This window comes from Sphingomonas sp. PP-F2F-A104-K0414 (assembly GCF_004340945.1).
GTDB lineage: Bacteria > Pseudomonadota > Alphaproteobacteria > Sphingomonadales > Sphingomonadaceae > Sphingomonas.
This window is the reverse complement of record NZ_SLYD01000001.1, coordinates 53145-67487: the sequence shown is the minus strand read 5'-3', so window position 1 is coordinate 67487 and position 14343 is coordinate 53145. Positions and strand designations below refer to the sequence as shown.

The window sequence follows — 14343 nt, the reverse complement described above, 5'->3', positions numbered from 1 at the left end:
CCGCCCCGCAGGACGCTTAAACCGCTCGCGCGTAGACCGGGTCGTCGTGGAGGGTGGTGCCGACCATGAACTGGCGGGCGCCGATCACCTCGAAGCCCTGCCGTTCGTAGAAGGCTCGGGCGCGGGTGTTCTGGTCCCATACGCCTAGGAGAACTCGGGTACGGTCTGCCGCGGCGGCGTCTTCGAGAGCGCGGGCCATCAGGGCGGCGCCCAGGCCTGAGCCTTGGGCCTGCTTCATGAGATAGATGCGGCGGAGTTCGATATCCGCGGGGCCGGGTTCGATCGGGAAATCCGGCGCGGTAAGCACCGTGTAGCCGATCGGCGCGTGGCCGGGTTCGTACTCGGCTAGCGTCACAATCGTCGCGGGATCGGACAGCCACGTCTCGAACGCGGCGACGCTGTTGTTGCGCGTGCAGTGGGCGACGATGTCCGCCCCCGTTAGCACGGTCGCATAGGTGTCGAGGAACGTGGTGGATGCGACGAGCGATAGCGCGGGCGCGTCGCCCGGCTCTGCCCGTCGCAACCGCCAGGTCATCAGCCGACGATTTCTTCGGGCTTGAAGAAATAGGCGATCTCGATTTCGGCGTTCTCGTCCGAATCCGAACCGTGGACCGAGTTGGCTTCGATCGACTCGGCGAGTTCCTTGCGGATCGTGCCAGGCTCTGCGTTGGCGGGGTTGGTGGCGCCCATGATGTCGCGGTTGCGCTGCATCGCGTTCTCGCCTTCGAGAACCTGGACGACGACCGGGCCCGAGATCATGAACGAGACGAGCTCGCCGAAGAACGGACGCTCCTTGTGGACCGCGTAGAAGCCTTCGGCCTGCTCGCGGGTCATCTGGATGCGCTTCGAAGCGACGACGCGCAGGCCGGCTTCCTCGAGCATCTTGGTGACCGCACCGGTCAGGTTGCGGCGGGTTGCGTCGGGCTTGATGATCGAAAAGGTACGGTTCGCGGCCATGATGGTCACGGGCTCCTGTGTTGACGGTAATCGGATGCGCGGCGCTTAGGCGGGGGACGCGGCTAAAGCAACGTTTATGCCGCTTGCTCCCGCCTAGGCTGCCTGTTCCCATCGCCCGGAGTCGTTCTGTTTCCAATAGCGGCGTTCGACACCGTCGCGGTCGGCTAGCGCTTTCCACGCCAAACGGGCTTCGCGGATAGCTTCATCGTCGAAGATGTGGAAGGCGCGGTCGAAGGTCAGGGTCAGGTCCCGCCACCGACCATCGACGATCGCGACGTTGCGCGCCGCATTGGCTGGGGCGGTTTCGGGTATGTCGTCCGCAATCAGAATGGGTTGCGCTGCATCGTCGTTGCTGCCGGCCTGCGCATGGGGGAGGAAGCTCTCGGAGGCGTAGGACCAGAGCAGGCGATCGAGCGCGACGCGTTGTTCTTCGGGTTCGGCGACTATCAGGAGGCGGCCGCCAGTCTGGACGACGCGCTCGGCAATGCGTGGGAGGACGCGGTCGAGGGGGCTGGTTAGGTGGTAGAAATCGACCTGCATAGTTACTCCCCTTTCGCTTGCGGGAGCGGTCGGGGGAGGGCTTTGCCTCGCTCGATACCGCCCGCGGTTGGCCCCTCCCCTAACCCCTCCCGCAAGCGGGAGGGGAATTCTTGGCCTCAGCCCTCGAAATTGTCGGCGACGAACTGGTCGAGCAGGCGAACGCCGTAGCCGGTGGCGCCCTTGTCGTGGTTCGTCCCGGTCTTGTCCGACCAGACCATGCCGGCGATGTCGAGATGCGCCCACTTCACGCCCTCGTCGACGAAACGCTTGATGAACTGCGCGGCGGTGATCGAGCCGGCGCCGCGGGGGCCGACGTTCTTCATGTCGGCGATCGGCGAGTCGATCAGCTTGTCGTAGGCGGGCGACAGCGGAAAGCGCCAGAGCGTGTCGCCGGTGGTCTTGCCCGCCGCGATCAGCTGGTCGGCGAGCGCGTCGTCATTGGCGAAGATGCCGCCATTCTCGGTGCCGAGCGCGACGATCATCGCGCCGGTGAGCGTGGCGAGATCGACGATCGTGGTCGGCTTGTGCGCCTGCTGCACCCAGGTGACGCAATCGCAGAGCACGAGGCGCCCCTCGGCGTCGGTGTTGAGCACTTCGATCGTCTGGCCGGACATCGAGGTGATGACGTCGCTCGGACGCAGCGCGGCGCCGTCGGGCATGTTCTCGACGAGGCCCATCACGCCGACGACGTTTGCCTTCGCCTTGCGGCTGGCGAGCGCCTTCATCGCGCCGGCGACGGCGCCGGCGCCGCCCATGTCCCACTTCATGTCTTCCATGCCCGCGCCGGGCTTGATCGATATGCCACCCGAATCGAACGTCACACCCTTGCCGACGAACGCGAGGGTGGGGGCATCGGCCCCTGCCCCGTTCCACTTCAGCGCGAGGATGCGCGCTTCACGCCGCGAGCCCTGGCTGACGCCGAGCAGCGAGCCCATGCCAAGTTCGGTCATCTGCGCTTCGTCGAGCACGGTGATCTCAAGCCCGAGACCCTCGACGTCCTTGGTCACCTTCTCGACGAAGCTCTCGGGGTAGACGACGTTCGGCGGAGAGGTGACCAGCCAGCGCGTCAGGTCGAGACCGCCAGTGACCGCGGACGCCTCGGTCCAGGCGGCGTCTGTCCCGTCGGGCGCGCCGGCGATGGTGATCTCGGTCAGCGTCGGCTTCGACTTCTCGGCCAGCTTGGTGCGGTACGTGTCGTAGCGCCATGCGCGCTGAACAGCGGCGGCGGCGAAGTGTGCAGCGGCCTTTGGCGTCGGCGTGGCACCGGCAGAGAGGTCAGCGACGACCGACGTTGCGCCCGAGGTCAGCAGGCGTCCGGTGATCGCACCGCCGGCCTTTTCCCAATCGGCGGTCTCGCCCGCGCCGACACCGACCAGCAGGACCTGACGGACCTTACCCTCGACCGACACGAACAGCTCGACCACCGCACCGGCTTCACCCGCGAAGCGTGCCGCGGCGGTCGCGCTGGTCGCAAGCGCCTCCGCATCGCCACCGATCGCGCGCCAAGTCACCTGCGCCATGCCGTCCTTCGCGACCGGAACGGCGAGAATCGGGGCATTGGCGGGGACGGTAGGCGCGAAGACGATTTGCATGAAGAAACCTCGGGAAGCGTTTTGAACGGATACACTAAGTTGATGCCGCATGCCCGGCAAAGCAAGGTGGCGGCCTGCCATCGCACGGCGATTGCAGCGAAGCCCCGGTGGTGCGATAGGCGGGCGATAGGGCGGCAAATGGCTGCCGAGTGCCAAAGGGGTTGGTTCGGATCGTGTTGCGTATCGACCTTTTGACGGGTTGTGCCGTTTCGCTCGCGCTGGCGTGCGGACTGGCGACTTCCCCCGTGCAGGCTCAGGATTTCCAGAACCGCCCGGTCGCGCCGCCGGTACAGGACGCGCCGGTTGCGAACGCGCCTGCCGCAGCCCCCGCCGACGATCAGGTCCAGTTCAGCGCTAACGGCCTGGAATACGACACCAATACCGAAATCGTCACCGCCAACGGCGAAGTCCGTATGTTCCGGCAAGGCGGTCGCCTGCGCGCCGACAAGGTCGTCTGGAACCGCAAGACCGGCAAGGTCGTCGCGACGGGCAATATCGCGGTCACCAATCCCGAAGGCGACATTGCCTATGGCGATGAGATCAATCTGACCGACTCGCTCAAGGACGGCGTGGTCGACAACATGCTCGTCGTTCTCGAACAAGGCGGGCGCCTCGCGGCCAAGCAGGGCACGCGCGAGACCGACGGCACGGTCAATCTGAAGAGCGCCGCCTACACCCCGTGCGGCGTCACGAACTCGGCGGGCTGCCCCAAGGAGCCGACGTGGAAGATCACCGCGGTCCGCGTCACCTATCGCCCCGAGCGCAAGCGCATCTATTATTCGGGCGCACGGCTGCATCTGTTCGGACTGCCGAGCCTGCCTTTGCCCAAATTCTCCAACCCGGTCGGCGGCGGCAGCGACAGCGGGCTGCTCTCGCCCAACGGTGGCTATAGCCGCGTCAACGGCCTCGAAGTCAGCGTCCCCTATTATTGGAAGCTCGCCCCGAACCAGGGTTTGGTCATTACGCCGCACATCTACAGCAGCGTGCTGCCGATGGCGCAGGTCGATTATTCCGCGCTCAATTCGAAGGGCGCGTTCAGCGTTCGCGCCTATGCGACCGAAAGCCGCCGCAGCGACGACTTGACCACTGGGGCGTCCACCGACACCAGCATGGCGTTCCGCGGCTATATCGATGGCATGGCGCGCTATCAGCTTTCGCCGAACTGGACCGCGAGCGGCTCACTCCGCCTGACGACCGACCGGACGTTCCTGCGCCGCTACGATATCTCGCGCGACGACCGGCTGCGCACCACGGCGAGCCTGGAGCGGATCGACGACACCAGCTATTTCTCGCTAAGCGGTTGGTACGCCCAGACGTTGCGCGTCAACGACAGCCAGGGTCAGCAGCCTATCGCGCTGCCGGAAATCGATTATCGCAAGCGCTTCGACGATGGCCTCGTCGGCGGTAAGTTCCAACTTCAGCTTAACACGCTCGCGCTGACCCGCATCGACGGCCAGGACACACAGCGCGCGTTCGCCAGCCTGCAATGGGACCTGCGTCGCTTCACCAACTGGGGCCAGGAGGTCACCTTCACGGCGTTTGCGCGCGGCGACCTCTACAATACCAACGACATCTCTGAGACCATCGTCAATTACCAGGGGCTGGAAGGCTTTCACCAGCGCGTGATCGGCGCGGCCGCAGTCGACGTGAAATGGCCGTTCATCGGCACGTTCCTGGGCGGGACGCAGCGCTTCACCCCGCGCGTCCAGTTCGTCGCCGCCCCGAAGGTCGCCAACCTCTCGCTGCCCAACGAGGATTCGCGCGCAGTCGATCTCGACGACACCAACCTCTTCTCGCTCAACCGGTTCGCCGGGTATGACAGGTTCGAGGATTCGTCACGCGTCACCTATGGCGGCGAATGGGCACTCGACCTGCCGGGGATCAGCTTCACGACCAATGTCGGGCAGAGCTACCGTGTCGACAAGCGCCCGACCATCCTGCCCGACGGTACCGGCCTCAGCGATCGGTTCTCCGACATCGTCGGGCGCAGCGAATTGCGGTTCCGCGACTTCGTCTCGATCGTCCACCGCTACCGGCTCGACAAGGACGGCTTTGCGATCCGTCGCAACGAAGTCGACGCTACGATCGGTTCGCGCGCGACCTATGTGCTGGTCGGCTACCTCAAACTCAACCGCAACATCGACGCGTCGATCGAAGATCTGCGCGACCGCGAGGAAGTCCGTCTCGCCGGCCGCGTCCAGTTCGCGCGCTTCTGGTCCGCATTCGGCTCGGGCGTGGTCGATCTGACCAACACCGCGGAGGATCCGCTTTCCCGCAGCGACGGCTTCACGCCGATCCGCCACCGGATCGGCATCCAGTATGAAGACGATTGCCTCCGCCTGGGCGGCACCTGGCGGCGGACCTACAACGACACCGGCGACGCGCGGAAGGGCAACAGCTTCCTGTTGACGCTGGCCTTCACCAACCTCGGCCGCTAAGCCCGCGTTCAGCTACTCTGGGGCAACCCGCGTCGGATATGCGTCGTCATGGCAATGATGGCGCGATGTACGGCGTGCGATGATGGGATACCGACACTTGAAGCATGATGTTCGACTGGCGGCGCGTGGCGGCCGTGTGATCGGTGGGGTGGTTCTGGCCGCGTTGGCGGCAAGCGCGATCGCGCAGGCTGTGCCGCCACAGGGCACGGCGCCTCAGGCTGCGCCGCCCAAGGGCGCACCGCGCGGTGCTCAGGCGCAGGCTCAGGCCCCGGGTCAAACCCCAGGTCAAACGGTGCAGGATCAGAGCGTGCCGGACAATACCGGTCTCGACATCCCGACCAACCTCCAGATCTTCGGCAAGCTCGATCCCAACGTCCGCAAGCCGACCGCGATCGTCAACGACACCGTGATCACGGGCACCGACGTCGACCAGCGCGTGGCGCTGGTGGCGATGGCGAACGAGGCAAAACTGTCGCCGGAGGATCGCGAGCGGCTGAAGCTCCAGGTGCTCCGCCAGCTGATCGACGAAACGCTCCAGATCCAGGAAGCGAAGACCGCCGACATCACGATCACCCCGGCCGAACTCACGCAGAGCTATGACGCGGTGTCGAAGCGGTTCAATCGCACGCCGGTCGCGATGCGCGCCTATCTGCGCGAGTCCGGTTCGTCCGAGCGGTCGCTGAAGCGCCAGATCGAGGGTGAGCTTGCGTGGCAGCGCTATCTGCGTCGCCGGGTCGAGCCGTTCGTCAACGTCGGCGACGAGGAGGTGAAGTCGATCATCGACCGTCTGCAGGCGGCGAAGGGCACCGACGAGTTCAACCTAAAGGAAATCTACCTCGCGGCAACGCCGGCGAACAGCCAGCAGGTCTATGCGAACGCCAAACAGATCCTGCAGGAAATCCAGAAGGGTGCGCAGCCGTTCGAATATTACGCGCGCCAGTTCTCCGAAGCCTCGACCCGCGCGGTCGGTGGCGATCTCGGCTGGATCCGTGCGGCGACGTTGCCGGCGCAGCTGGCCGAAGCCGCGACGACGATGCAGGTCGGTCAGGTTGCCGGACCGATCGAGGTCTCGGGCGGCTATTCGATCCTGTACCTTACGGACAAGCGGCAGGTACTGACCGCCGATCCGCGTGACGCCAAGCTCAGCCTGAAGCAGCTTACCTTGCGCTTCCCGCCGAACACCAACCAGGCGCAGGCTTCGGCGCGGGCACAGGCGTTCGCGAAGGCGACGCAGGAGCTGCGCGGCTGTGGTACGGTCGAGAAGGTTGCGGCCGGGATCGGCGCGGACGTGGTCGACAACGATACGGTCCGGATCCGCGACCTGCCGCCGCAGCTCCAGGAAGTGATGTTGAAGCTTCAGGTCGGCGAATCGAGCCCGCCGTTCGGGTCCGCCGAGCAGGGCGTTCGTGCGCTGGTGCTGTGCGGGCGCGACGAAGCGGCTGGCGGATCGGTGCCCAACTCCGAGCAGATCCAGGGCCAGCTCGAACAGCAGCGCGTCAATCTGCGCGCGCAGCAGAAGCTGCGCGATCTGCGGCGTGATGCCGTGGTCGAATATCGGTGATCGCGGCATGACGCGCGTCCAGCCGCTGGCGGTGTCGATGGGCGATCCTGCCGGGATTGGGCCCGAGATCATCGCCAAGGCGTGGGATGCGCGTGCAACGCATAGCCTGCCGCCTTTCGTGGCGGTGGGCGATGCGCGTGCGATCGAGCGGGTCTGGGCGGGCCCGATCGCGCGCGTCGCGGACATGACCGCCGCTGCCGACGCGTTCGCAACGGCATTGCCCGTGCTCACCGTCGGCGATGCAGGCGCGATCGTTCCGGGCGAGCCGGACGCCGATGGTGCGCGGTGTGCGCTGCATTCGCTCGAGCTCGCCGTCGGCTTGGTCCGCACAGGTGCAGCGCGTGCGCTCGTTACGGGCCCCGTGTCTAAGTCCCAGCTGTATGCGATCGGCTTCAGTCATCCGGGGCAGACCGAGTTCGTAGCCGAGCGCTACGGCGTCGCGGGCGACAACGCTGTGATGATGTTGGCCGGACCTTCGCTGAAGGTGGTGCCGATCACGACGCACGTGCCGTTGAAAGACGTGTCCGCGCTGCTGACGGTCGATCTGATCGTCGCCAAGGCGCGCGCGACCGCACGCGGCCTATTGCGGAACTTCGGCATCGAGAACCCGCGGCTCGCCTTCGCGGGGTTCAATCCGCATGCCGGCGAACAGGGTGCGCTTGGCCGGGAAGAGATCGATATCATCGCGCCGGCGATCGCGATCCTCCGCGAGGAAGGCATTGATGCGACCGGGCCGTTTGCGGCGGACACGATGTTCCACCCGCGCGCGCGCGAGACCTATGACGTCGTGATGTGCTGCTATCACGACCAGGCGCTCGTCCCGTTAAAGACAATTCATTTCGACGAAGGCGTCAACATGACGCTCGGCTTGCCGATCGTGCGGACATCGCCCGATCACGGCACCGCGTTCGCGATTGCTGGCAAGAACCTCGCCGAACCCGGCGCGATGATCGCGGCGATCGCGATGGCGGGTGAAGCAGCGGACCGACGCGCGCAGACCGCCGCCCAGTCGTGAGCGGACCAGCTATGACGGACCTCCCCCCGCTGCGCGAGGTCATCGCGCGCTATGGCTTGAACGCGAGCAAGGCGCTTGGGCAGAATTTCCTGTTCGACGGGCAATTGCTCAAGCGCATCGCGGCGGTGCCGGGTGATCTTCAGGATGCCGAGGTGCTCGAAGTCGGCCCCGGTCCTGGTGGTCTGACGCGGGCGCTGCTCGCGGCGGGAGCGCGGGTGACGGCGATCGAGCGTGACCGGCGGTGTATCCCGGCGCTGGCCGAACTCGGCGAGGCCTATCCGGGGCAGCTGCGCGTGATCGAGGGCGATGCGATGGAAGTCGATGCGTCGTCGCTGTTCGAGGGCAAGCCGCATATCGTCTCGAACCTGCCGTATAATATCGGCACGGCGTTGCTCGTCGGGTGGCTGTCGACGTCGTGGCTGCCGTGGTGGCAGTCGTGCACGCTGATGTTCCAGAAGGAAGTCGCGGAGCGGATCGTCGCGAAGACCAACGACGATCATTACGGACGGCTCGCGGTGCTGGCGCAGTGGCGTTCGACTGCGCGGATCGCGATGCCGGTGCACCGGTCGGCATTCACACCGCCGCCGAAGGTCATGTCGGCGGTGGTGCACCTGGTGCCGGTCGAGGCGCCGGAGGGGGTGAACTTTGCGGTTCTGGAGCGACTGACGGGCGCGGCGTTCGGGCAGCGGCGCAAGATGCTCCGGCAGAGCCTGAAGGGCGTGCCGGGCGCGCTCGATGCGCTGGAGCGGATCGGGGTGGACGCGACGCGTCGGGCGGAGACGCTGTCGGTTGCGGATTTCGTGGCGCTGGCAAAAGCAGTTGGAGCGCCCCGGGGCGACTAGCCTACACGCGCAGGACATTTCGAGGAATACCTCCCCGGCGGAGGCCGGGACCCAGTTGGAAGAGGCGTAGTAACGACCCGCCGTCCGAAGTTATAACCGTTCCCCAGCTGGGCCCCGGCCTCCGCCGGGGAGGTGCAGCTTTCGCAGGAACCCTCAGTCCTTGGCGGCGACCGGCGTCTTGTCGACTTGAGCCGTTGCAATCGGTGGGCCCTTGGCGATCACCGCGGCGAGTTGCGTCGCCTCGGGGCACGCGCCCTTGCAGAGCGTGCGGATCTTCACGAGATTGTCCTTCGCGCGGACCACTGCGCCCTTGGCGACCAGCGCCTCGCCCTGGCCCTTCAGTGCGGCGACATCGTTCGGTTCGAGCAACAACGCCTCGCGGTACAGCCGGATCGCCTTGCCCGGCAGATCGCGGCTCTCGGCGACCTGGGCGAGCAGCAGGAACGCCGCGCGGTTGCGCGGGTCGACCGCGACCGACGTTTCCAGCACATCGGTCGCGCCGTCGAGATTGCCCGCCGTCATCAACGAACGCCCCTGCGCTAGAAGCTGCATCGAGCGGGCATCGATCTGCGCGTCGGGACGCTGCCCGCTGAGCGAGGTCGATACGCACACGAGAGTCAGCGTGGCGGCAAGGGCAACGGACGAAAAACGCATGATCGTCTCCAGGCGGGTCATCAGCCGGCTGGCTAGCACGCAGCCCGGAGGCGCGCGACAAAAAAGCCGTCGGTGCCGTCGCGGCCGGGTTCGAGGCGGACGCCGTGGCCGTGCTTCGCGCCGGCGGGGAGCGTCAGGGGCTCGGTCGTCCAGCCGGGATGCGCGTTGAGGAACCAGGTGACTTGGTCGGTACCCTCGGCGTCGAGCAGCGAGCAGACGATGTAGACGAGCGCGCCGCCGGGCTTGACCAGCGTGGCGGCCACGGAGAGCACTTGCTGCTGCGTCGATTGCAGCCGCGAGACGCGGTCGGGGGTAAGCCGCCAGCGCGCCTCGGGATTGCGCCGCCATGTGCCGGTGCCCGAGCATGGGGCGTCGACCAGCACGCCGTCGGCGCGACCGGCCCATTCGCTGAGCGCTTCGATCTCGCGCGTCGGGTTGAGCAGGCGGCTTTCGACGATCGTCGCGCCGGCGCGCGTTGCGCGCGGGGCGAGGCGCGAGAGGCGGTTGCGGTCGGTGTCGCAGGCGAGGATGTCGCCTTCGTTCTGCATCGTCGCCGCAAGCGCGAGCGTCTTGCCGCCGGCGCCGGCGCAGAGATCGACAATGCGTTCGCCGGGCTTTGCCTGCATCGCGAGGCCGACCAGCTGGCTGCCTTCGTCCTGCACTTCGAGCGCGCCTTCGTTGAAGAGCGGAAGTGCTTCGACGTTGGTGCCGGTCGGGAGGCGAATGCCGTCCGGCGCGTGGGGGGTGGCTTCGGCTTCCGGAAGCGCGGCGAGGACGGTTGCTCGGTCGGAGATCAGCGTGTTGACGCGGAGATCGAGCGTGGCTCGGCCGGCTAGGTCTGTAAGGGCGGCGCCGTCGAGACCGGAGGCGCGGAGGGCCTTGCTCAGCCACTGCGGCGCTACGCCCGCGCGGGCGCGGGGTTCGTCCTTGGAGATCGAGGCGGGCGCGTGGGTGGAGCCGTCGAAGGTTGCGGCAACTTCCGGATCGGCGTCGGCGACAAGGAGCATCGCGGTGCGACCGTTTTCGGGGCGGTCTCCGGCCTTGCGGATCGCGGCGTAGACGAGCTCGCGGACCGCGCGGCGGTCCTTGGACCCGGCGTAGCGGCGAGTGGCGAAGTAGCGGGCGATCAGCGTGTCGGCGGCGGCGCCGGACTCGCGGGCGGCGGCGATGATCTGGTCGAGGAGCTCGATCGCGGCCTGGGTGCGTGCTGGGGGAGTCACTTCTGGGCTCCCGAGTTCGCGTTAGTTCGGGGGAAGGCCTGGTACGGAATGTTCGTCATCATCCCTTCCCCTAGCCCCTCCCGGGGGCGGGGGGGGAATAATTTCGGGTCGGCCGCCACGCAACAGCGCATCCCACCCGTTCACCCGACATTCCTTTCCCCGTCTCATCCCTTTCCCCGTCATCCCGGCGCACGCCGGGACCCATGGTTGCGATTTGGGTGATGGTTGCGCGCTAAGCTGGGTCCACCGTGTCCGTGGCTCCCGGCGTTCGCCGGGATGACGGAAGGGTGTGACCATTGTCACGTCGTTCTGGCTTAGGACCCGCACACAATCGTCATCCCCGCGCAGGCGGAGATAACGATTATGAGTAGGGATACTTCCCAGTCGCTGGCCAGTGAGCAAGCGGCAACCGACCCAAGCCCGCTTCCCTTTCCAGCGAGGGGTAAGCGCCGTTACCGCGTTGGGTAGTTCGGCGCTTCGCGCGTGATCGTGACGTCGTGAACATGGCTCTCCATCAACCCGGCACCGGTGATCTGCACGAACTCCGCCCGCGCCTGGAGATCCGGGATCGTCGCGGAACCGGTATAGCCCATCGCTGCCTTGATCCCGCCGACGAGCTGATGAACGACATCCCTTGCCGGGCCCTTGTAGGCGACCTGGCCCTCGATACCCTCGGGGACGAGCTTCAGCTGGTCCTTGATGTCACCCTGGAAGTAGCGATCCGCCGACCCGCGCCCCATCGCGCCGACCGAGCCCATGCCGCGGTACGATTTGTACGCGCGGCCCTGGTACAGGAACGTCTCGCCGGGGGCTTCGTCGGTGCCGGCGAGCAGCGAGCCGATCATCACGGTCGATGCGCCGGCCGCTAGCGCCTTGGCCATGTCGCCCGAGGTGCGGATGCCGCCGTCGGCGATCACGGGGACGCCGGCCTTGTGGCCAGCCTCGGCGCAATCCATCACCGCGGTGAGCTGTGGCACACCGACGCCGGCCACCACTCGGGTGGTGCAGATCGAGCCCGGCCCGATGCCAACCTTGATCCCGTCCGCGCCCGCACCGATCAGCGCGCGCGTCGCTTCGCCGGTGGCGACGTTGCCGGCGACCACCTGGACCGAGTTGGACAGTTTCTTCACGCGCTCGACTGCACGGCCGACGTCGCGGTTGTGGCCGTGCGCGGTGTCGATCACGATCAGGTCGCAGCCGGCGTCAACCAGCTGTTCAGTCCGGTCGAAGCCCTTGTCGCCGACCGTCGTCGCCGCGGCCACACGCAGGCGGCCCGCCTCGTCCTTGGTCGCATCCGGGAACATCACCGCCTTCTCGATGTCCTTGACGGTGATCAGGCCGACGCAGCGATACTGCGCATCGACCACCAGAAGCTTCTCGATGCGGCGGGCGTGGAGCAGGCGACGCGCCTCTTCCTTACCGACTTCGGTCGAGACGGTGGCGAGGTTCTCGTGCGTCATCAGCTCGCTGACGGGCTGTTTCGGATCGCCCGCGAAACGCACGTCGCGGTTGGTGAGGATACCCACGAGCTTGCCGTCCGCTTCCACGACCGGGATGCCGCTGATCCGGTGGCCCGACATCAGCGCCTGCGCCTCGCCGAGAGTCGCGGTCGGCTTGATCGTAATGGGGTTGACCACCATGCCCGACTCGAACCGCTTGACCTGACGGACCGCAATGACCTGCTCCTCGACGGTCAGGTTGCGGTGGAGCACGCCGATGCCGCCGAGCTGTGCCATGACGATGGCCATGTCGGCTTCGGTGACGGTGTCCATCGCGGACGACAGGATCGGAATGTTGAGCGCGATGCCGCGCGTCAGCTGAGTCCGGGTATCGGCCTGGCTTGGCAGCACGTCCGATTCCCCCGGATACAGGAGGACGTCGTCGAAAGTGAGGCCGAGGCGGATATCCATGAGAGCTGCCGTTCCTGGGTGTGGGGTGGCGCGCCATGTAACCAAACGCGCGGCGTACGGCTAGGCCCCACCTTCGCGGACGTGCTATAGCGGTGCGATACACGGATGGGGGATTGTTCGATGGGCCTGATCGTTGCCGCGCTCCTGCTGGCGCTGGTGCTGCTGTACCTCTTCACCAGCATCAAGATCGTCCATCAGGGCTATCAATACACGATCGAGCATTTCGGCCGCTTCACCACGGTCGCGCGGCCCGGGTTCAATTTCTACCCCGCGTTCTTCTACCGCGTCGGGCGGAAAGTGAACATGATGGAGCAGGTGATCGACATCCCCGGCCAGGAGATCATCACGAAGGACAATGCGATGATCTCGACTGACGGGGTCGTGTTCTTCCAGGTGCTCGACTCGGCCAAGGCTGCGTACGAGGTGTCGGACCTGTACCAGGCGCTGTTGCAGCTCACGACGACCAACCTGCGGACCGTGATGGGCTCGATGGACCTCGACGAGACGCTGTCGAAACGCGACGAGATCAATGCGCGGCTGCTGAACGTGGTGGATCATGCGACGACGCCGTGGGGGGTGAAGATCACTCGGGTCGAGATCAAGGACATCCGTCCGCCGGCCGATATCGTCAACGCGATGGGACGGCAGATGAAGGCCGAGCGCGAGAAGCGGGCGAACATTCTCGATGCCGAGGGCTCGCGGGCGTCCGAGATCCTGCGCGCCGAGGGGCAGAAGCAGGCGCGTATCCTTGAGTCCGAGGGGCGGAAAGAGTCGGCGTTCCGCGATGCCGAGGCGCGCGAGCGGGCTGCCGTTGCAGAAGCTTCGGCGACGCGCGCGGTGTCTCAGGCGATCGAGGAGGGTGGCGCTCAGGCGATCAATTATTTCATCGCCCAAAAATATGTCGAGGCGATCGGCAAGTTCGCGACCTCGCCTAATGCGAAGACGATCCTGTTCCCTGTCGAGGCTACGCAGTTGATGGGGACGCTTGGCGGGATCGGCGAGCTGGCGAAGGATGCTTTGCGGGATGCCGTTGCGTCGCCGCCGGCCAAGCCTCCCGCTCGGGGGCCGTTCGAGTTGTCGAAGTCGACTGAGATTCCGAAAAGCTGATGGACGTGATCGGGGCGGCTGGCGCGTGGCTGATCGCGGCGCTGGTGCTGGGGATCGCCGAACTGGTGGTGCCGGGCGTGTTCCTGGTGTTTCTCGCGATTGCAGCAGCGGTGACGGGCGTGGCGGTGTTCGTGTTGCCGGACTTGCCGGTGCCGGTGCAGCTGGCGGCGTTCGCGGTTTGGAGCGTGGTTACCGTGCTGATCGGGAAGCGCTGGTACCGGGATTACCCGGTCGAGGGTGGGGATGCGATGTTGAACGATCGGTCTGCTCGGTTGGTGGGTCAGGTTGTGGTGGTGGAGGCGGCGCTGGTTGGCGGGCGTGGCCGGGTACTGGTGGGCGACGGGAGTTGGCCAGCTCGGGGTGCGGATGCTGAGGTCGGAGCGCGCGTTCGGGTAACGGCGGTTGTCGATGGTGAGGTGGTGGTGGAGGCGCTCTAAACCCTCTCCAAGCCGCGTAGCGGCGCGGGTGAGGGCACGCCGTATAACGTGCCCTCACCTTCCCACCCGA

13 protein-coding genes are annotated in these 14343 nt (G+C 66.4%); 6 read left to right on the top strand and 7 right to left on the bottom strand.

Annotated elements, in window-relative coordinates:
- Window positions 1–16 precede the first annotated feature (16 nt).
- The 4 genes from C8J46_RS00360 to C8J46_RS00345 form a co-directional block, all read right to left on the bottom strand.
- Window positions 17–535: a GNAT family N-acetyltransferase gene (locus tag C8J46_RS00360; protein ID WP_132734017.1), complete on the bottom strand. Its 519-nt coding sequence runs from the start codon at window positions 533–535 to the stop codon at window positions 17–19.
- Entirely contained in the window at window positions 535–957 is a 423-nt protein-coding gene (gene ndk / locus C8J46_RS00355; RefSeq protein ID WP_031393391.1) for a nucleoside-diphosphate kinase, read from the bottom strand. Before ndk ends, C8J46_RS00360 begins: the two co-directional genes overlap by 1 nt.
- Window positions 958–1050: 93 nt before the next feature.
- Window positions 1051–1497, bottom strand: coding sequence for a DNA polymerase III subunit chi (locus C8J46_RS00350; RefSeq protein WP_132734015.1), 447 nt, complete (start codon window positions 1495–1497; stop codon window positions 1051–1053).
- Between the two features lie 116 nt (window positions 1498–1613).
- On the bottom strand, window positions 1614–3089 hold the full coding sequence (locus C8J46_RS00345; RefSeq protein WP_132734013.1) for a leucyl aminopeptidase: 1476 nt from the start codon (window positions 3087–3089) through the stop codon (window positions 1614–1616).
- 182 nt (window positions 3090–3271) lie between these two features.
- On the opposite strand from C8J46_RS00345, the gene lptD reads away from it, so the two are divergent.
- The 4 genes from lptD (at window position 3272) to rsmA (ending at window position 8945) form a co-directional block, all read left to right on the top strand.
- Window positions 3272–5527 carry an LPS assembly protein LptD gene (gene lptD / locus C8J46_RS00340; protein ID WP_207894085.1) on the top strand — a complete coding sequence of 752 codons (2256 nt, stop codon included), beginning with the start codon at window positions 3272–3274 and terminating at the stop codon, window positions 5525–5527.
- Window positions 5528–5606: 79 nt separating this feature from the next.
- A complete protein-coding gene (locus tag C8J46_RS00335; protein WP_243643141.1) occupies window positions 5607–7088 on the top strand; it encodes a peptidylprolyl isomerase in 1482 nt (493 codons plus the stop codon).
- Between the two features lie 7 nt (window positions 7089–7095).
- Window positions 7096–8103, top strand: a complete 1008-nt coding sequence (pdxA, locus tag C8J46_RS00330) for a 4-hydroxythreonine-4-phosphate dehydrogenase PdxA (protein ID WP_243643140.1) — start codon at window positions 7096–7098, stop codon at window positions 8101–8103.
- A gap of 11 nt (window positions 8104–8114) precedes the next feature.
- On the top strand, window positions 8115–8945 hold the full coding sequence (gene rsmA / locus C8J46_RS00325) for a 16S rRNA (adenine(1518)-N(6)/adenine(1519)-N(6))-dimethyltransferase RsmA (protein ID WP_132734009.1): 831 nt from the start codon (window positions 8115–8117) through the stop codon (window positions 8943–8945).
- A 153-nt stretch (window positions 8946–9098) separates the two neighbouring features.
- Here rsmA and C8J46_RS00320 read toward each other — a convergent pair whose 3' ends face one another.
- From C8J46_RS00320 to guaB, 3 genes are all read right to left on the bottom strand, one after another.
- On the bottom strand, window positions 9099–9599 hold the full coding sequence (locus C8J46_RS00320) for a tetratricopeptide repeat protein (RefSeq protein WP_207894042.1): 501 nt from the start codon (window positions 9597–9599) through the stop codon (window positions 9099–9101).
- A 32-nt stretch (window positions 9600–9631) separates the two neighbouring features.
- On the bottom strand, window positions 9632–10819 hold the full coding sequence (locus C8J46_RS00315; RefSeq protein ID WP_132734005.1) for an RsmB/NOP family class I SAM-dependent RNA methyltransferase: 1188 nt from the start codon (window positions 10817–10819) through the stop codon (window positions 9632–9634).
- A 452-nt stretch (window positions 10820–11271) separates the two neighbouring features.
- Window positions 11272–12729, bottom strand: coding sequence for an IMP dehydrogenase (gene guaB, locus C8J46_RS00310; protein ID WP_056048837.1), 1458 nt, complete (start codon window positions 12727–12729; stop codon window positions 11272–11274).
- Window positions 12730–12849: 120 nt separating this feature from the next.
- Here guaB and C8J46_RS00305 point away from each other — a divergent pair, with 120 nt between their 5' ends.
- Entirely contained in the window at window positions 12850–13836 is a 987-nt protein-coding gene (locus C8J46_RS00305; RefSeq protein ID WP_132734003.1) for an SPFH domain-containing protein, read from the top strand.
- Complete coding sequence (locus tag C8J46_RS00300) at window positions 13836–14273, top strand: NfeD family protein (RefSeq protein WP_132734001.1); 438 nt, start codon at window positions 13836–13838, stop codon at window positions 14271–14273. The genes C8J46_RS00305 and C8J46_RS00300 overlap by 1 nt, the downstream gene beginning before the upstream one ends.
- Window positions 14274–14343 lie beyond the last annotated feature (70 nt).